Genomic DNA, 17,968 nt, shown 5'->3' with positions numbered 1-17,968 from the left:
ACCATGGCTGCTCCACTCGTGCAGCAGGGCACCTCCCCGATCACGACCACCGCAACGGCCGAGCCGCAAGGAGCACGCCGCTCATGCATATGTCATGGCCTCGTCAATGGCGCCGTTGTCACGCGCCCACGCCCGCGGCCGCCACCGGCCTCGCCACCGCCGGTGCGGTTCCCCCGTCTCTCCCGTCTCGCAGGACCGGTAAGCCACGAGGGGCAGCCCGGTACCCACGGGTCGCCACGAACCGCACCACTTCGACAGTCCGGACAGCCTCCGAGGGGGCCGACCGGAAACGCCTACTCAAGGATCAAGAGGTCCCCATGCGCAGAGGAAGTCTCAGTCGCAGAAATCTGTCCGTGGTGCTTACCGCCGCGGTCGCGGCCCTGGTCGCGTTGGCGGCGACGCTCGTCGCCAACCCGGCTCAGGCGGCCGTCGGCGGCGCATCGCGAAGTGCTGGTCCCGGCGCCCCGGCGGCGGGGGACGCGTGTTCTCTTCCGTCGACGTACCGGTGGTCGTCGACGGGTGTGCTGGCGCAGCCGGCGAACGGGTGGGTCTCGCTGAAGGACTTCACCAATGTGGTGTACAACGGCAAGCACCTGGTCTACGCGTCCAACGTGTCGGGATCGTCGTACGGCTCGATGACGTTCAGTCCCTTCACGAACTGGTCGGACATGGCGTCGGCCGGCCAGAGAGGGATGAGCCAGGCCGCGGTGGCGCCCACGCTGTTCTACTTCGCGCCCAAGAACATCTGGGTGCTGGCGTACCAGTGGGGCGCGTGGCCCTTCATCTACCGCACGTCGAGCGACCCCACGAACCCCAACGGCTGGTCCTCGCCGCAGCCGCTGTTCACCGGTAGCATCTCCGGCTCCAGCACCGGCCCGATCGACCAGACCCTGATCGGGGACGGCCAGAACATGTACCTGTTCTTCGCCGGTGACAACGGCAAGATCTACCGGGCGAGCATGCCGATCGGGAACTTCCCGGGCAACTTCGGCTCGTCGTACACGACGGTCATGAGCGATTCGACGAACAACTTGTTCGAGGGGGTGCAGGTCTACAAGGTTCAGGGCCAGAACCAGTACCTCATGATCGTTGAGGCGATGGGTGCGAATGGGCGCTACTTCCGCTCGTTCACGGCCTCCAGCCTGAACGGTTCGTGGACCCCGCAGGCCGGCAGCGAGAGCAACCCCTTCGCGGGCAAGGCCAACAGCGGTGCCACCTGGACCAACGACATCAGCCACGGTGACCTGGTCCGCAACAACCCCGACCAGACCATGACCATCGACCCCTGCAACCTGCAGTTCCTCTACCAGGGCAAGTCCCCCAGCGCGGGCGGCCCCTACGACCAACTGCCCTGGCGGCCGGGTGTCCTCACCCTCCAGCGCTGACCTGCCTGATCCACGGTGATCGCGATCCGGTGCGGCCTGCCGGCGCGTGGACGGGCTGTTCACGGCGACGGCGACTCCACTTGCTGACCGGTATCCACCGCCTCGGGGAGCCCCGGCCGTGCGTCGGCCGGAGACCCGAGCCACTCGTCGGCTCGCGCGCCCCCGCAGTGCGGCAGGAACCATCCCGATCGCCGGGCGCGGGAAGCGCAGCACAGGGCATCTCGGACTGAGACCACACAACAACCCACACAACAACCCACACAACAACGAGGGCCCCGACCGCCCAACGGTCGGGGCCCTCGTACAGCCCGGTGAGAGCTGGGCGGAGGATACGAGATGAGGGCACTCAACTTCGCAGGAGCCCCATTAGCGAGTCGCGGCGGATCTGTTGCGTGAACGTTAGCTGCTCCTGCAACCGTCGCTCGTGTTCATCTAGTTGCCTCATCGCGTCGGCGATCGCCTGTTGCACCCCGAGATCTGGCAGTGCGACTGGCAATTCACTCAACGCGTTGAGAGAGATGGTCTTCATGGTCATACTCCCCGTGGAGTGGGCCTCGAGCCACTGGCGTGCCTCCGAACTCCGTAGGTAGGCCGCGAAGTAGTCGGCGTCCAGATCAGCGGGCGGCCGAAGCACGAAGCAGCCAGTTCCGCAGAGCCATCCCTGTTGCTCCTCTCGGGCTACCGCACATCGCCCCAGCTCTCCGCGACGTGCCAGGACCACGTCACCGAGGTGGAGGCGAAAGCGTTCCAGATCCTCGGCTTGATCCTCGGCGATGTATTTGATGCTCGCCGTGCTGATGCCATTGCTGGTGAGGTCCTTGGGCATCACTACGGGGATGCCGGCGTCAACGTAGTCCTCCGCATGGAGGCGACTTCCCGAAGGTCCGGCGAAGAGCAGGCCGGGCACCGGTTCGTCGAATGAGCCTGCTCGAGTGCCCTTCACAATGCGCCCAAGAGATATACGCGGAGGATCGATCCCCCTGCGAGTCAATCGCCCGCATACGCTGAGACTTCCATGCACGGCGCGGCTCGAACTTGACGTTGCACCGTCATGCCAGTCCAGGCCATCGAGCATGAGATCAAGATCTGGTGCCGTTGGTCGCTGCTGATCGAAGTGGACGTACCGGCGTGGGTCGAGGTTGCCGTCGTTCTGGTCGATCTCGGCATGTGAAACCGAACGAGAGAAACCTGGTTCATCGGGCGTTGTGGGAGGGGACAACCGCCACGCGTGGAACCGTCCGCTGATGCGATCAATGTCCTCGGCGGTCAAGGTGCACGGCTGCCGTGGAACCTGTGTACCGAGTCTGCTTGCATCGATGAAGAGGACGGATTCGGTATCGCCTACCGGCAGGTGGCGGGACTTGTCGCGAGCCAACACCCAGATATGCACGGGGATGGAGGTATGAGGCGCGAAAAGGTTCGCCGGCAACGCAATGACAGCGAGGAGAGTGCCACTTGCGATCATGTTTCTGCGGATGAGCGCTTCACGGCCGCTGGACCAGGCGGCTCCCGGCGGCATGATCACCACTGCGAACCCCTTCTCGCTCAGTCGGCTCCACGCGAGCTGGAGCCAGGCGAAGTTCGCATTGAACTCGGGCGGTTGTCCGAAGGGCCAGCCGACTGTGTGGGTAGTCTTGATGCGCTGGTTAAACGGCGGGTTGCTCAGAACTCGGTCAAAAAGGCCGGTGCCCCGGTGCTGAAAGAGCGACACGGGATCGGAGGCAGCTACGACGGGCTGATCCACTCCGTGGATGGCCAGGTTCATCATCGCTAGCCGGGGATTGCTGCGATCTGTGGCATAAGCCTCGAAGGAAGCACCGTCTAGCTTGCCGTGTTCCGCGATTCGCTCCGCTGCGACTGCGAGAAGACCGCCAACCCCGCAAGCCGGATCAAGGATTCGGTCCCCCGGCCGCGGGTCTGCGGTCTCGACAAGCAGGCGCGCAACGGCGCGCGGTGTGTAGAACTCTCCTGCCAGAAAAGCCCCTTCCTGAACGTGGCGTTCGAGGAGCAGCTCACAGACTTCCGCCAGGCTGGCTTCGGCCAGCGTCGGACGTTGCGTTAGGGCAGCAAGGAACGCAGCTGCCCAGGGAACATCATCCGCTCCTTCACTCCCGTCGAGGAACTCGACGTCAAGCCTGTCGATGTCAGGCACAGGAAAGAGTTGATGCCTACTCGCGCTCCTCAGGGCGGCGCGCAGGTCCATCAGTGGCGAGATGCCGATCTGGGCCTCCGCGGCCGCTCGATCCCACCGCTTGACGAACTCATCCTCCGGTTCACCGACCGACTCAACAAACCCTGCAAGAAGCAGGATTGTGGTCATGGAGGTGAGGTCGCCGAACGTGTTCCGGCCTCGTTGGAAAGGTGCGTATGCCCGCCAGAGCCGGTCCACAACGTCTGCAGATGCGCTTCTTGTTTCCACTTGTGGGTCTCCTTGCTCCACGTCGACCTACTGCAGTTGGCTGATGGCGTATGCCGCTGCTGAGGCGACAACCATCAGCAGGCATAGACGCAGCGTCATGCCTGTGCTCTGCATCGCCTTCCCCAGCAGCTCGAAGAACGACTTCACTCTGTGGTGCCCCCTGCCACTCTCGATTGGTCTCTGCGCAGTAGCACTGCGCACCTCTTGAAGTCCGGGCCCAGGTGGCACGGTGGCGGTACCGGGCCCTGGACTAGAGGTAGATTGATGGGAAATCTAGCAGTGGACGGCGATGAGCGTGTGGCTAGTGTTTCCTTGCTCTCGCTTGATTCGCCATCTGCGCAGCGATGCTGCGCAGATGGCGTGACGTTAAGTCGCTGATGGCAGACGTGCGGGGTCTGCGGCGGCGGAAAGGTGGCGCCTGGGGCGGCAGCCGGATTGTGAGTCAGATCACTTGCTGTGCTGGCTGGGGTTGCCAGACCGCTCAGCTCGTCCTCTGCCCGCCAAAGATCACATCGCACCGCATCCCCTGGATCTGCTTGGTCGACAAGCTCGCGCGTACCGAGGGGAACCGGCCCTGTACCCAGGGGCGCCCTCGCGCCTGCCCGTACCGCGCGACTGAGATCACGCACCGGCGAAGGCTCTGACCGCTAGGTGGTCGGAGCCTTCGTTTGCCCAGGTGGGCGGCTGCGGAGGATACGAGATTCGAACTCGTGAGGGTTGCCCCCAACACGCTTTCCAAATGTTCGGCCGGGGATCCTGGGACGTGCCGGAACGTCCTCACCTGCGGTGCAGTAGGGGCGGATGGGGTTTCTGAACGGTGCTGCACGGCGGTGAATGCAACCAGAACTGCTACCACGGTTCGTCCTGGCGAGGGGCCGAGACGGGTTGGCTATGGACGCGGGTGGTGCTGAAGGATGCCTTCGATGTCTCGGAGCCAGCGGCGCAGGGGGACCCCTTCCGGAGGGTAGACCTGGAGGCCCAGGATCTTGGCCGCACGGTCGAGGCCGGTGTCGTCCTCAACCGAGGCGAGGAGGGAGCGGATCTCCTTGGCTGCCTCGTCGATCGTCTCCGGGCCGTTGGCGTCGAGGTAGTCGTCCAGGGCTTCTCGATGGGATGCGTAGAGCTGCGAGAAGTTCTGATGGAAGTAGCCGCCCAGCATGTCGTGCAGTTCGGGGAACTGCTTGGCCCACTCCCAGTCCGTGCGGGGAATCTGCGAGTGCTCGTAGTCGCCGCCGCGTCGGACCTGGTCGAGATGGTCTCGGGCAAGGGCGAGGCACTGCTCGACGGTGCGGTCGGCGGACGGCTTGATGTGGGGCAGGGTGTCGACCTCGTCGGCGATCTCGTCACTGAACAGGCCGACGGCCAGCAGGTCGTCGATCTCGGCGATCACAGTGTCCAGCAGGCCCGGAGCGCGGACGGCCTGGCGGATGTAGGACTGGAGGGCTTCGCCCGGCTGTTGCGGTGTGTCTGTGAAGACGTATCCGGCTGAGGCGTAGGCGTGGAGGAGGTCGTGGACTTCGGGGAATCGGATGTCGTCCAAGAAGCCTTCGGGGGGGATCATGGGCCGGTCCTTGGTGGCTTGTCGGTGCTCGCGGTCAGGCGACGGGGTAGGACGTGTGGATACGGAAGCCGCTGGGCATGTCCGGATCTCGGCGTAGGACGAGCTGCACCTGATGCACGTCGTGGGGCCCGGTGCCACGGATGAAGTCCTCGCGGGACAGGCTACGACCGGTGACTTCGTCACCAAAGTCCACCTTGATCACCTTCTGCCCGCTGGACGTGTTCTCCAGCCAGCGCCGTACATCGTGCTGCCTCTGGACGATCGCCCGGTCGGTGAGGTCTTGCGCCGACTGCTCGTTGATGAAGCTGGAGCTACCGGTGATCTTCTTGTCGGAGCGTAGCCGGGCACGTAGCTCGCGGTCTGTCTTCTCGACGTGTCGCTCGATGGTGTGAGCGCCCTTCTTCCCCTCGTCACCTGCGAGATCACCTCTGTACTTCGGCCTCTGGGCTCCTTTGCGTTTGCTCCGTGGCCAGGCGTTGGTTTCCCCGTCGCCCTTGATGAGCAGTCCGAGGTCGTCGAGGCCGGCCGATTCGCCGCCTGCGATGGCCATCTGTGGTCCGAATCCTGGTACGCGTACGCCGCCGAGCAGTTCGGTCATTCCGCCCGCGTTCTTCACGGCCTGGTAGGTGGCGCCCGCGCCGCCGAGGGCTCCGCCGGTGAGGGCGCCGTAGAGCCCGGCCTGACGGGCTTCGTCGAGGCTGAGGCCCTTGCTCTCGCCGGTGGCCATGGCGACGGGCTGGGTGACGGCGAGGTCGACGGTGATCGATTCGATGCCTGCTATGGCGGCGGTGGCGAGGGTGGTGCCGGCGATGGTGGCGATCTCGGTGGAGACGGTCACGCCGAGGGTGGCGGCGAGTTCCACGACGCTTGCGGTTGCCGCTGCGGCTGCGGCCTCGGAGATGCCGGCGGTGAAGATGGCCAGGGCAGTGCCGGCGATGATGGTCGCGCCGACGATCTCCAGTTCGTGTTCCAGGCGGTTGACGGCGTGGTGGACGGAGTCGGCGTACTGGTCGAGGGCCTTGGCCATGTCGCGGGCGCCGTCGATCATGTCTTGGAGCCAGCCGTGGCCGTCGTAGTAGTAGCGGCGCCAGAACGGGTCGTCGAAGGCGGATATCGCCTCGCCCTTGTTGTGCTCGATGATGCCTCGTGCGGACCTGTTCGCGGCGGCCGTGACCTCCTCCAGGTCGTCGGCGAAGTCCCGCCATACCTTCGCCGCGTCGCGTAAGCCGCCTTCGTCGGCATCCGGCCACCACATGCCGGTCATGTCCTGGACGATCTTCTTGGCCTTGTCGGCTGCGCTCACCGCGCGGTCCCGTTGCCGTCATGCGGGGTTGCCTGGATCTTGCTGAACATCGAGCGGATCAGCTCTTCGTTGGCGATGTGGCCGTCGGCCATGTCGGTCATCGCGTCGTGGATGCTGGCCAGGCCGAGTGCCAGGATCTCGGAGGCGCGTTCCATCTTCTTCACGTGCGGGCCGTAGTGCTCGTGGAATTTCCGGCCCTGCTCGTCATCGCCCCACGGTGAACCGGTTGCCGCAAGGCCCGTCTTGAGCTTGGCCAGTGCCTTGGCCAGGTCGGTGCTGTGGGTGTGGAAGTGCGGGGCCGTCGCCTTCAGGTCGGCGATCTTGATGTCGAGTATCTTGCCGTCGCTGCTTTCGCCCATGGCGTCGTCTGCTCCCCGTGAAGTGGCTGACCGGCCCGAAGACGGTAGTTGGTCCTGAACCTTCGTGAGTGCGATGAACGCAAAGAGGAGGCAAAAGTCCGATTGAGGGTAGTCAAGCGTTGGGGCGTGTCGACGGTCACGTAACTCGGCTCTGGGGTGTGGTCACCTGATTCCCCAGGTGGGCCGTAGCAGGTGTCGGGCCCCGCTCGTGATGCGGGCCCGACGGCTCGGTCTTGCAGCTGGGGCTCGGGATTCGATGGAGCGCGCGTCTTGGCGACGTGCGGCGGACTCTGGCCAACTCAATCCCGGCCCGCAGACTTCCCGCGATCAGCACGCCTACCAGAAACTGCAAACACGGAACGGCAAGGGCTCCGACCCAGATCTGGTCGGAGCCTTCGTTCGCCCTGCTGCGGCAGCGACCTGGGATGGCGTCGTGCGTCGGACAACGGCTGAACGGCGCTGGACGATGTGGGCTGGGAGGGGGCGGGGTGCGGCTGTACGGGTCGTGCTGGTGGTGTTCTGGTCGGTCGTGTGGCCGTATATCACTGGGGCAGTGATCCTCGGCGGCGTCGGAGCTGCAGGCTGGTGGCTGTGGCGTACGGACCGGCTCGTGCGGGGGCGGGGCCGTCTCTGGCGGCATGAAGAGGCGGTGAAGGCCGGCCGCCGGACGCTTGCCGAGGTGGATGCGATGACACAAGGCCGTGTCCTAGGAAGAGCTCCGGATCTTCGCCGACGAGGAGACCGGCGTCCTCGAACTGCTCCGGGACGAGGAACCGCGGGCCGCGTTCCAGATGTGAGCGGCCAGGCCCGAGCCTTGCCGCCACGCCCCTCGGCGCCAACTTGAACCACACCACGACGAAGGCCCCGGCCAGCTTGCGGTCGGGACCTTCGTTTCGGCTGGTCAGCCACGGCGGAGGATACGAGATTCGAACTCGTGAGGGGTTGCCCCCAACACGCTTTCCAAATGTTCGTCTGAGGGTTCGGCGAGGGCCAGGGATGTTCCGACCTGCGGTGAAGCGGGTGGTGGTGGGCCTTCTGGACGCTGCTGGACGAGGGTGAATGAGGCCAAAACTGAGACCATAGAGCAACTGGCCTTCGCTGGTTGGCGGAGCGTGGTGGCTGTGTCTACGGAGTGGCGTGTGGATCTTGCAAGCAGGGCCAGCCGCCTCGACTGGAAAGCGTCGTGGAACGCGCTGGCGCAGTAGAGAGTCTCGGTGATCCAGGTGCTCAGTGACCTTGGTCGCCCTATCCTGATGGGAGGTCAGACGAGTGGGGGCGATGGGAGCATCGGGGGAGACGAGGCCGGAAGCCGCAACGGTGCGGAACGAGTTCGCCCTGGAGCGGTACCGGTACATCCTGCAGCAGATCCACGCGGTGAACGAGAATGCGCACCGTTTCCTCGCCATCTATCAGACGCTCGCCACCACCCTTGTCGGCGCGGCTCTGGCGCTCTTCGTGGGATACCGCAAATGGGATGTGGCGTCGGATACCGCGCGGAGCGGCGTGATCGGGCTTCTGGTCCTCACGACGGTGGTCGCCGCGTTCACCATCACGCTGATCGTCGTGGGCGCCCTCGCCTGGCTGGACTACCGCAATGAGGAGTGCGACATCACGGACGAGATTGTCGGACCCGGCTTCCGGAAGCGCCCACGTCCGGGCAATCTCCTGCGCTGGTACGAGACTTACGTGCTGTTGTTCATACTCGTCTCGGTGATCGTCATGTGGCTGCTCGCCGGGCTCTTCGTCCTGCCAGCAATGAGGTGATCATTCCCAGTGCCTGAGCTTGACTTCGTCAGTGCGCCTCTGTGGCAGAAGACCCTTGCTGCGCGTCTGCGTAACGATGACCACTACAGTCAGCGTGAGCGATTGCGCGTGTCGTATCTGGCCATGCGGGACAACGCGGCTGTACTCCTGGCAGAGAACGCACGCAGTATGCCCGAGTTCACTGTGCATGACATCAGCCACGTGGACGCGCTGTGGGAGACGGCCAGTCTCATGTGCGGTGATCAGGTGGGGCTGAATCCGGCTGAGGCATACGTTCTGGGCTGTGCCTTCGTGTTGCACGATGCCGCGATGGGGGCGGCCTCCTACGAGACGAGTGTTCCTGACGCCCTAGGACAACAACGGTGGCGTGACCTGGTGTCGGTCGCTTATTTCCATCGGAAGGGATGCTGGCCGGATCGGGCTGAGCTGGACACGCCGCCGGCCGAGATCGCGGAAGCGTGTCAGGCGACCGCAATCCGTGAGACGCACGCTGAGCAGGCTCGGAAGCTGGTGGACCAGCCGTGGCCGTCCAGTACGGGCAACGAGATCTTCCTCATGCAGGACGTTCAGCTACGTGAAGCATATGGTCCATTGATCGGCGAGCTGGCAGCCAGTCACTGGTGGTCAGTGGACAAACTCGCGGATCGGTTCCGTACAGCGAAAGGCTCGCTGACCTGGCAGCCAGCGGATTGGATCATCGAACCGCTCAAGCTGGCCTGCATCCTGCGGCTTGCCGACGCGGCCCAGATCGACAGCCGTCGTGCCCCGACGTTTCTATTCTCCCTGCGGAAACCACAAGGCATTTCCCGTGAACACTGGCGTTTCCAGGAACACGTGAGCCGCCCACACCTGGACGGCGACCGGATCACTTACACGTCGCTGAGACCGTTCTTCCCTCATGACGCCAGTGCCTGGTGGCTGGCCCTGGACTACCTGCGTGGCGTCGATCAGGAGTTGAAGAAAGTCGATGCCCTCCTGCACGACCTGGGTCACAGGCGGCTCGCCGCCCGTGCGGTCGCCAGAGTCGACTCTCCCGAGCGCTTCGCGGAACTCTTCCCGGTGTCTGACTGGCCGCCCATCGATGCCACCGTCAAAGTCTCCGATGTACCTGCCCTGGTCGAGACCTTGGGCGGGGAGCAGCTATACGGCAACGAACCCGAGGTCGCTGTTCGTGAGCTGATCCAAAACGCCCAGGATGCTGTCCTCGCTCGCCACGCCTTAGAGGCTGACGCCAGCGAAGGCCGGATCGACGTAACCCTCACCGCCGCCGAGGGCTCCTGGTACCTGGAGATTCGCGACAACGGCATTGGAATGGACGAGGAGACCCTCGTTCACGGCCTTCTCGACTTCGGGACCAGCGGCTGGAGCTCCACCCGCATTCGCAATTGTCTCCCCGGCCTGGCCAGCGGAGGATTCCAGCCTGCAGGCCGATTCGGAATCGGCTTCTTCTCGGTGTTTCTGCTTGGCGACCAGGTCGAACTGATCAGCCGCCGCTACGACGCCTCTGTGGCGGACGCGCGTCGCCTGACATTCGACGGCCCCGCACATCGGCCACTGCTTACCCCACTACCTGCTGGCGGCCGTGCTGCGACGGGCACGACGGTGCGCGTCAGGCTCAAGATGAACCCCTATGACATTCAGGGGCTCCTCCGCAGGACCAGCGATGATCGGCTCGGCCAGTTGATTCGCCGACTGGTCCTGGAGAACGCTGTCCCGATCCGCATTTGGGAGCCCGATGCGACGCAGTCCGACACCATTCCACCCTTCGCACTGGCCACAGGAGCACCCGAGGAAGTCTTCGATCGCCTCTACCCACCCTTGATGGACAGTTGGCGTGCTGGGCAAGAGAAGCAACGTCTCCAACTGCGTGACGCCTTTGTTGAACGGGCAACAGAGCTGGTGGACGGATCCGGGCGGCGCATCGGACTGGCCACACTCTGGACGGACTTGAACTACCAAGGGCAAGGCAACTTCAGTGGGATTGTCCCAGTGAACGGCTTCCTGGCTGACCAAACAATGGCCTTCGCCGGATACCTTGCCGGTCAGCCCAGCCGGGCTTCGAGGGACAAGGCGAGCCTGGTGGCAGATCAGGCTCAGGTTCGTCAGTGGTTGCGCACCCAGGAACAACAGCTTCGCGACATCGGGCACTTCGGCAACTCGGTCCAAGTGGAACTGGCCAGCACGCTGCACAGTGCGTGCAACAGCCTCTCGGACGACATCGCTTTTGCCCTTACAGCACAGGGCCTGCTCCGTCCGATCGATGTCGCGGCATGGGCCGCACAGCGGACAGAAGTCTTCCTGGCATCAGGCCCAAATGTCGCTGCCCGGACCCGGCCACCGCAGGTCTATCACTACCTGTCGGGACGGAACGTGCAACTCCCCGACAACTGGGTCGTCTTCTTCCTGAGAGCGCCTCTTCCTCCTTTCGCAGGCGTTTTCCCGGACATTCTGAACCGTGACACGGAGTATGAATCCGCGCGCAACCATCCCACTCTGACCTGGGAGAAGGTCTGGTGGCGAATGTCCGGTGGCCTTTACGGGCTCTTCTTGCGTGCCCTGTGCGAGGCTTGGCTGTGCACCATTGAGGACCTGCTTGCTCCGCTCGAACAGCGTCACTGGTCCGACTCCCTGGCCTTGGACGACGAGGCACTGGACCCTGTCTGGGGCTATCTATTGCAGCGTCCTGACAACCCCAGCTGAAGGCAGCTGATCATCTCCGTGGTGGCTGCCGTTCCGGTCTCGGTGCGCGCCTTCACTCCTGGCTGTAGAGCGCAGCCAGGTCGATAAGACGGACATCAGTGTCGGCTTCCGCTGCTGCATGGGCTTTGTCGTTGAATCCTGCTCCGCTGAAACAGATGAGCCGAGTGTCGGTGGTGTCATAACGTCCGGCCTGGCTGACAAGGCTGCGGATATGCCGGAGGCGGTCGATGTGGGCAATGCCCATGGTGTCGTTCCACTTGGCCTCTCCGATGGCCAGGAGCGGAGGTTTGCCGACGTCGGCGATGCCGATCACCGCCACGTCGACCTCATGGCCGATGCGGGCCTCGGAGTCGCGCACCACGCCATGTCCCACGTGGGCGGGCAGACCGCCCAGAAGGTCGGGATCGGCGTGATGGAGCGCCCAGTCGCGGCAGACCTGTTCGAAATGAGGCCCCAGGACATTGCTCACGAAGCGTCGGCGGCTGGCTTGCCAGACCCGTGTCGCACTGCCCGGGCGTTCGAGCTGGTCCCATACCGGGCGCATGATCGCATGGTAGAAGCCGATCAGCGGTTCTGCGATGCGATACGTGGGACGGTTGTCACGGAATGCGTCCGCGTCGCGGTGGAGCAGTCCCGCGTCTTCCAGCACGTTGATGGGGTGCGCGATATCGGTGGCCTTGCGTTCCAGATAGCTGGCCATGCCGCCTCGGGTGGCGTTGCCATCAGCGACGGCGGCCAGGACGGACAGGTACAGGGCGGTGTCGCGAAGGTCGGGCTCTTCGGCGAGCAGGTAGCGGGCCTCGCGGAAGAGGGGGGTCTCGGGATTGAGGACGGTGCGGACAACCCAGTCGTCGAAGTCGTCCGGCCCCTTGGGAGTGTCGCCGCGCGCGAACTCGCGCCGATAGGCGGGCGTGCCGCCGACGATCGCGTTGACCTTCATGGCCAGACGGGGGTCGGTGATGTCCCAGAAGTCCGCGGCGAGGCGGTGGTCGAGGGGGCGGACGACCAGTTCCAGGCCAGCCCGTCCGCGCAGCGGGGCGTTGCCCGACAGTAGCCGGCCCATGAAGGACAGCGCTGAGCCGCACAGCAGCAGCCGAGTGCGCGAGCGGGTGCGCTGATCACGCAGGGGCCGCAGAGCCTCCTGGATGATTGAGGGCAGTTCCGGGTTGGCCTTGGCCAGGTACGGAAACTCGTCGATCACAACGGGGACGGGGCGTTCGGAGCCGAGGGCAAGAAGCGTGTCGACCGCCTCGGACCAGTTGGCGAAGTGGAACGGGCTGGCGGGCCGGACGTGATCGGTCAGGGCGGTGCTGATCCTCCGCAGTGACTCGGCGTCCGTGGCTTCGGTCGCACCGAAATAGAAACCTCCGGCGGCGCGGCACGCGGCGTCCAGCAGGAAGGTCTTGCCTTGGCGGCGACGTCCGGAGACCACGCCGAGAGTCGCGCCCGGTTGTGGGTCGGTGATGAACCGCCTCAGCGACGACCACTCGTAGTCCCGGTCGAACATCTCGGCAGGCTTGTCCATGCCACACCCCAGATATAGAAGTAAGCCTCCATGAAACATACCCCTATATTGTGAGCGGTGCGTACCTGCGCGGATGCCGCTCGGTAATCGCCATGCCGCATCCGCGAGTGCCCCCCTTGAAGGGGATCAAAGCTCGCGGGAGCGGCGAGCCGCACATGCGAGAAGAATGCCTTGAATGTCGGAAGTAAACGAGACCAAAACTGAGACCAACGCACAACGAGGAGTCGGACCGCGCAGAGCGGTCCGACTCCTCGTTTCGCCTGTTCAGGCGGCTGCGGAGGATACGAGATTCGAACTCGTGAGGGGTTGCCCCCAACACGCTTTCCAACTGTCCGCATGGCCGTGCGGGGCCGTTCACGGCGGTTCACTCGGCAGGTCAGACGAGCTGCGTGTACCGCCATGAACAGCAGCGTCCCGCGGTGCACTGGACAAAGATCAGGACAAGGATGGGGTGATTGAGGCAACGGCTGACACCACACGCGACACCAGGTGGCCCAGACGGGCCACCTCCACTCCTGGCCTACGGCATGCGACGCTTGACCCCGACGACAGACACAGAGAGGGAGTGCGAGTGTCGCGGCAGGCCAGCCCTCGGGGGACCTTTCTGAAGATCGCAGACGTGTTGAGCGCGCGGATCGAGAAGCACCCGGAGATGACGGAGCTCCCGTCCGCAGCAGAGATCATGCGCGACCACGGGGTCTCCCGTGGTGTGGCACTTCGGGTGTTCGGCGTGCTTCGTGAGCAGGGACTCGCGGAGCCCGTACCAGGCGGGCGCTGGCGCGTGATCCGCAGTGGTCATCACGCGGACCGCCGCCCACTTGCCGACCGTATTGTCGACGTCTTCACCGACGACAAGCTCAAGGTCGGGGATCCGTTCCCCAGCGCTTCGGCGCTCTCTCAACGGTTTGGCGCATCGCGTCCGACTGTCACCCGAGCACTGGAAAAGCTGGAAGCCGCCGGTTGGCTTTCGGAAGGAAGACAGGGAGCGGTGCGGACGGTCCGCGCGCTGCCGAATCGAGAGGAGCACTTCTAGCCTTGTCGTCGCTGACTGAGTGGGCGTACCCGCTCGCCGAATCCCTGCTCGCCGAGCCGCTGCCCCGCCGATGGGCACACTCGCAAGGCGTCGCCGCCCGGGCGAAGACGCTCGCGCCCTGTCTCGGGCCGGACGCCGATCTGCTGACGGCCGCTGCGGTGCTGCACGACATCGGCTACTCGCCGGATCTCATCAAGACCGGGCTTCATCCCTTGGACGGTGCGCGGTACCTCCGTGCTGTTGCGCGCGCTGATGAGCGTCTTGTGCGGCTGGTCGCACACCACTCCTGTGCGTGGATGGAGGCTGAAGCCCGGGGTCTGCGAGAGGAACTGGAAGCCGAGTTCGCTCGCATGGACGAGAGCCTGAATGACGCGCTCTGCTACTGCGACATGAACACCACGCCGGACGGCACGCCCACGAATCCGGTGGACCGGATCAACGAGATCTCCGGCCGCTACGGGCCGGACAGCCTGATCGGCACGTTCATCCGCCGCGCCGAACCGGAGATCCTGGCAAGCACCGCCCGCGTGCTCGAACGGGTGGCCGCGGCCAAGCGTCAGCCGATGTAGGGCTCCGTCCGGCTCCGGTCTAGCGCGTGCTCGATCCGGAGTCGCATGGTCGGGTGTACGTCGAAATTCAGCAGGTCCGCTGGGGAGACCCAGCGGACCTGCGTCGTCTCGTCGCTCGTACGCAGGTCGCCTGCGACCGGCCGCGCGCGGAAGCACATGCTGAACTGCTGGCGTACCTCTCCGTCGTCGTACTGCATCACGTGGCCGGGGTCGGTGTAGATCCCGGACAGGCTCACGACCTCCACTTTCAGGCCGGTCTCTTCCCAGACCTCCCGGACCACGGTGTCCTTGATGGACTCGCCGAGGTCGTGCCCGCCGCCCGGCAGGGCCCAGCGTCCGTTGTCGGACCGCTCGATCACCAGAATGTCCCCGGTCTCGTTCTGCACGAACGCCACGACCGATGGCACGACGGAGTTGGCCGGCGGAGCGTCCGGGTCGTGGTAGTAGTCGATGCGTCCCATGGTCAGCCTCCTGTGATGTCGCGATCGGTGACCTTCCGGGCCCCCTCCCAGGTGTGCTCGATGCTATTCGCGTACGTGTCGAACAGGCCGCCACCCGGCAGGCGACGGAGATGGAAGACGGGCGCCAAGTAGGCCCCGATCCCGTAGACGTGGGGATTCACCAACATCTCGTCGTCAGCCCGATAGATCGAGTTGTACAGGGTCGTGTCGTGCAGCCGTAGGTCGATCTCCGGGCGGCTCGCCACGACCGGCCTGTAGTTGAGCAGGGCATTCCGGATCTTGCCATCCATGATCTGATGACCTTCGTCTATCCCTCGTTGCTTGACCGCCGCACAGCCGGGATCACCCAGCAGCACACGGACCTGGGCGCTTCCGGCCTTCGCTTTGAAGATGTCGAGGACCGTGGGGTCCTCCGACAGAAAGAGCCCGGAGTACACCAGCACGTCCAGATGCTTGCTGGCCCGCGCGTACATCTCACGCCAGAGCCTCGGAGGCACCGTGTGTCGGTGCGGGTACACGGTGACGATCTCTGCCTTGCTCAGGTCGGCGGCGCTCTCGACAGCCCTGCCGTCGTCCGGCCACAGCGTCGTCACGTCGACCTTGAGTGCCGTTGCCGTCGCGTACTGGTGCCGCCGGTACGGCACCTTCCCCTGAGCGATCCAGCGTTCGACCGTCTTGGGGTTGACCCCGATCACTTCCGCGAGGTCTTGCACAGACATGCCCTGAGCCAAGAGGGCAGACCTTAAGCGCTCGTTGGACATCTCACCCTCCGAGGGGACGTCTAGGGACGTCTTGACGGTAGCCAGATGACCCGGAGCTGTCCAGAGATTGGGTAACCAAGTCCCCCGACCTGCGGCGATTCTGATGGGGCGACAAGGAAGCCGACAGCAAATCCAAGGATCTCGACCGGCTGACTTGACGCACCCCCATACAGTACCTGTAAAACAGGTACTACAACGCAACGCCCGGAGGGCCCTGGAAGGGGTTCGAAGGAAGCGTCTGTGCCTTGAGAACTGAACAGCGTGCCAAGTCGACGGGGTGAGAGTCCCCGTCCCCGCAACGGCCCGGGTGATGGCCGCCCGGCGACCACTTCCTTGCCCGCCAGCTCTGGAGAAACGGCCCGGGGGATCATGCCTCCTTTTCGGGAGGAAACCCCTCGGGGCGCCACCTGGTGGGCGTCGCCCTGCTGGCGTCAGAGCAGTGACGATGACGCGCCCGATTTCCCGGCTCGGGACCGGTACTCCGCGGCAGCGGCGTACCGGTCATCTCCGGTCCGCTCTGGTCTCGCAGCGTTGACGCTGCGGCCGGCTGCCTCTCCCGCCCGTCCGTTCCGCGCACCGCGTGAGGACGTACGGGCGGGAGCGCGGGGAGCCGGAGAGCCCGACTCCATGCCTGCGGCATCCCGGGATGCCCCCCGGGATGCCGCGTACAGGCACCTGACGTGGAGGAACCTGTGTTCACCAGTCTTACAGATGCGGAGCGGGAAGAGCTGTCCCGCAAGAACGCGGAGCAGAACCGGCGCAGCGAGAACGGCTGGGGGCGCCGCTGATGGCCGGCAGCGAGCACGAGCGCACGAAGGAGCCGCTGCCGATCCGCCGGCCGTCGCACCCGTACCTCTTCCCGACTTTCTGGGCTCTGGATCCGGTCCGCTCGCCTCGGCCGGTCCGTCCGGGGGACACCAGCCCGGAGCTCCGGGCCGCTGCGGGTGGTGAGTGAGCGTGGATCTCGCTGAGCACTTGCAGCAGTACGGGGAGAACGTGGCCGCTGCCATCGACAACGACCCGCCCGCCACGGGCGCGGAACGTGAATGGATGCAGCAGCAGGCACGCGACGCGCAGAGCGACGCCGCGCACCTCACCAGCCAGTAACCCCCTCGATCGCCGCGGTCACGGCATATCCGTCCCCCGGTCGCCGTGACCGCGGCTCCCACTCACCTCATCACCGCCCGAGCAACCAGCGCCAAGGGAGTTCCTGTGACCACAGAAGAGCTGGCCAACGTACTTCGCGAGCACCTGAACACCACCCCACACCCTGCTGTCGAGGCAGCCGACGAGATCCCCGATGACCCCAGCACCGTCGGGATCCGCTGTGCAGACGGGACCCTCCTCTTCCTGGAGGTCCAGGCGATCTGACGCCACGACCGCCACCTACGTCATGCGCGATGCCCGTGACCTGGCCGAACTTCAGGCCATGCGGCAAGCCGCACTCGATGCACACGACCGGTTCGTGATGACCGCAGGCGCGTACTTCGCCTGACCGGTACTCGGACCGGCCAGCCCCGGACAAGCCGCGAGGGCGCCGGATCGGATCCGGTCCGGGGCGCGCACCACCAACCTGATTCCTGACCTTCCTGGAGTGTGTTCATGACCAGTGCTGAGCTCTTCGAGACCATCCGGTACACCGCCGACGTCCTTGCCGTCACCCCCGACGGCCACGTGCTCCTCATCCAGCGCGGCGACGAGCCGTTCACGGGGCACTGGGCCCTGCCCGGGGGCCATGTGGACCCGGGTGAGACCAGCCGCGCCGCCGCAGCCCGCGAACTGGCAGAGGAGACCGGGCTGACCGTGGCGCCCGCTGACCTGCGCCAGATCGGCACGTGGGACCAGCCCGGCCGGGACCCGCGCGGCCGGTACGTCACCGTCGCCTACCAGGCCACCGTCCCGGCCGGTACCCCGATCACCGCCGGGGACGACGCCGCCGTGGCCCGCTGGTGGCCGCTCACCGCGCTGCCGGAGCAGGTGGCGTTCGACCACGCCGACATCCTGCGCGCAGCCACCGCACGCTGACCCGCCACATCCCGAAGGGTCATCTCGCCGCGGCGTCGGCGCACGCGCCGCGACTGGCACCACCGCCCCGATGGTCGAAGGCCGGGTTCGACTCCCGGCCGGG

The 17,968-nt window shown here is 65.3% G+C and carries 14 protein-coding genes and 1 pseudogene; 8 read left to right on the top strand and 7 right to left on the bottom strand.

Annotated elements, in window-relative coordinates; translation table 11 throughout:
- Positions 1 to 482 precede the first annotated feature (482 nt).
- A pseudogene (locus ACSMXW_RS16650) lies at positions 483 to 1,385 on the top strand (non-reducing end alpha-L-arabinofuranosidase family hydrolase); the annotation flags it as partial.
- Between the two features lie 346 nt (positions 1,386 to 1,731).
- Here the strand turns inward: ACSMXW_RS16650 and ACSMXW_RS16645 are convergent.
- From ACSMXW_RS16645 to ACSMXW_RS16630, 4 genes are all read right to left on the bottom strand, one after another.
- Positions 1,732 to 3,705, bottom strand: coding sequence for a type I restriction-modification system subunit M/S (locus ACSMXW_RS16645; protein WP_485807341.1), 1,974 nt, complete (start codon positions 3,703 to 3,705; stop codon positions 1,732 to 1,734).
- A 988-nt stretch (positions 3,706 to 4,693) separates the two neighbouring features.
- Positions 4,694 to 5,365, bottom strand: coding sequence for a contact-dependent growth inhibition system immunity protein (locus ACSMXW_RS16640; RefSeq protein ID WP_485807339.1), 672 nt, complete (start codon positions 5,363 to 5,365; stop codon positions 4,694 to 4,696).
- A 34-nt stretch (positions 5,366 to 5,399) separates the two neighbouring features.
- Complete coding sequence (locus ACSMXW_RS16635) at positions 5,400 to 6,668, bottom strand: RNase A-like domain-containing protein (protein ID WP_485807337.1); 1,269 nt, start codon at positions 6,666 to 6,668, stop codon at positions 5,400 to 5,402.
- Positions 6,665 to 7,027, bottom strand: a complete 363-nt coding sequence (locus ACSMXW_RS16630) for a hypothetical protein (protein ID WP_485807335.1) — start codon at positions 7,025 to 7,027, stop codon at positions 6,665 to 6,667. The genes ACSMXW_RS16635 and ACSMXW_RS16630 overlap by 4 nt, the downstream gene beginning before the upstream one ends.
- A gap of 1,317 nt (positions 7,028 to 8,344) precedes the next feature.
- On the opposite strand from ACSMXW_RS16630, the gene ACSMXW_RS16625 reads away from it, so the two are divergent.
- Both ACSMXW_RS16625 and ACSMXW_RS16620 read left to right on the top strand, forming a co-directional pair.
- Complete coding sequence (locus tag ACSMXW_RS16625) at positions 8,345 to 8,791, top strand: hypothetical protein (protein WP_485807333.1); 447 nt, start codon at positions 8,345 to 8,347, stop codon at positions 8,789 to 8,791.
- Between the two features lie 9 nt (positions 8,792 to 8,800).
- Positions 8,801 to 11,491 carry an HD domain-containing protein gene (locus ACSMXW_RS16620; protein ID WP_485807331.1) on the top strand — a complete coding sequence of 897 codons (2,691 nt, stop codon included), beginning with the start codon at positions 8,801 to 8,803 and terminating at the stop codon, positions 11,489 to 11,491.
- Positions 11,492 to 11,543: 52 nt separating this feature from the next.
- Here the strand turns inward: ACSMXW_RS16620 and ACSMXW_RS16615 are convergent, their stop codons facing one another.
- Entirely contained in the window at positions 11,544 to 13,016 is a 1,473-nt protein-coding gene (locus ACSMXW_RS16615) for an AAA family ATPase (protein WP_485807329.1), read from the bottom strand.
- A 571-nt stretch (positions 13,017 to 13,587) separates the two neighbouring features.
- Between ACSMXW_RS16615 and ACSMXW_RS16610 the strand changes: the two genes are divergently transcribed.
- Both ACSMXW_RS16610 and ACSMXW_RS16605 read left to right on the top strand, forming a co-directional pair.
- Positions 13,588 to 14,049 (top strand): GntR family transcriptional regulator, encoded by a 462-nt coding sequence (locus tag ACSMXW_RS16610; protein ID WP_485807328.1) that lies wholly within the window; start codon positions 13,588 to 13,590, stop codon positions 14,047 to 14,049.
- A 2-nt stretch (positions 14,050 to 14,051) separates the two neighbouring features.
- Positions 14,052 to 14,618 carry an HD domain-containing protein gene (locus ACSMXW_RS16605; protein ID WP_485807326.1) on the top strand — a complete coding sequence of 189 codons (567 nt, stop codon included), beginning with the start codon at positions 14,052 to 14,054 and terminating at the stop codon, positions 14,616 to 14,618.
- Here the strand turns inward: ACSMXW_RS16605 and ACSMXW_RS16600 are convergent.
- Both ACSMXW_RS16600 and ACSMXW_RS16595 read right to left on the bottom strand, forming a co-directional pair.
- The gene (locus ACSMXW_RS16600) at positions 14,606 to 15,079 is read right to left on the bottom strand and encodes an NUDIX domain-containing protein (RefSeq protein WP_485807324.1); all 474 of its coding nucleotides are present in this window, start codon (positions 15,077 to 15,079) and stop codon (positions 14,606 to 14,608) included. The two genes, ACSMXW_RS16605 and ACSMXW_RS16600, sit on opposite strands and share 13 nt — an antisense overlap.
- Positions 15,080 to 15,081: 2 nt before the next feature.
- Positions 15,082 to 15,840, bottom strand: coding sequence for a helix-turn-helix domain-containing protein (locus ACSMXW_RS16595; RefSeq protein WP_485807322.1), 759 nt, complete (start codon positions 15,838 to 15,840; stop codon positions 15,082 to 15,084).
- Between the two features lie 957 nt (positions 15,841 to 16,797).
- Between ACSMXW_RS16595 and ACSMXW_RS16590 the strand changes: the two genes are divergently transcribed.
- From ACSMXW_RS16590 to ACSMXW_RS16580, 3 genes are all read left to right on the top strand, one after another.
- Complete coding sequence (locus ACSMXW_RS16590; protein ID WP_485807321.1) at positions 16,798 to 16,947, top strand: hypothetical protein; 150 nt, start codon at positions 16,798 to 16,800, stop codon at positions 16,945 to 16,947.
- Positions 16,948 to 17,052: 105 nt separating this feature from the next.
- A complete protein-coding gene (locus ACSMXW_RS16585; protein ID WP_485807319.1) occupies positions 17,053 to 17,211 on the top strand; it encodes a hypothetical protein in 159 nt (52 codons plus the stop codon).
- Between the two features lie 231 nt (positions 17,212 to 17,442).
- Complete coding sequence (locus ACSMXW_RS16580) at positions 17,443 to 17,865, top strand: NUDIX domain-containing protein (protein WP_485807317.1); 423 nt, start codon at positions 17,443 to 17,445, stop codon at positions 17,863 to 17,865.
- Positions 17,866 to 17,968: the final 103 nt, after the last annotated feature.

The sequence above is a fragment of the Streptomyces sp. DSM 116793 genome, from assembly GCF_057320905.1.
The sequence above is the reverse complement of the archived record's forward strand: the minus strand, read 5'-3'. Positions and strand labels throughout refer to the sequence as shown.

Excerpts from the sequence above, each read along its gene's own strand:
- ACSMXW_RS16615 (WP_485807329.1), bottom strand. The coding sequence starts at position 13,016 with ATGGACAAGCCTGCCGAGATGTTCGACCGGGACTACGAGTGGTCGTCG.
- ACSMXW_RS16595 (WP_485807322.1), bottom strand. The coding sequence starts at position 15,840 with ATGTCCAACGAGCGCTTAAGGTCTGCCCTCTTGGCTCAGGGCATGTCT.
- ACSMXW_RS16630 (WP_485807335.1), bottom strand. The coding sequence starts at position 7,027 with ATGGGCGAAAGCAGCGACGGCAAGATACTCGACATCAAGATCGCCGAC.
- ACSMXW_RS16600 (WP_485807324.1), bottom strand. The coding sequence starts at position 15,079 with ATGGGACGCATCGACTACTACCACGACCCGGACGCTCCGCCGGCCAAC.
- ACSMXW_RS16640 (WP_485807339.1), bottom strand. The coding sequence starts at position 5,365 with ATGATCCCCCCCGAAGGCTTCTTGGACGACATCCGATTCCCCGAAGTC.
- ACSMXW_RS16580 (WP_485807317.1), top strand. The coding sequence starts at position 17,443 with ATGACCAGTGCTGAGCTCTTCGAGACCATCCGGTACACCGCCGACGTC.
- ACSMXW_RS16645 (WP_485807341.1), bottom strand. The coding sequence starts at position 3,705 with ATGACCACAATCCTGCTTCTTGCAGGGTTTGTTGAGTCGGTCGGTGAA.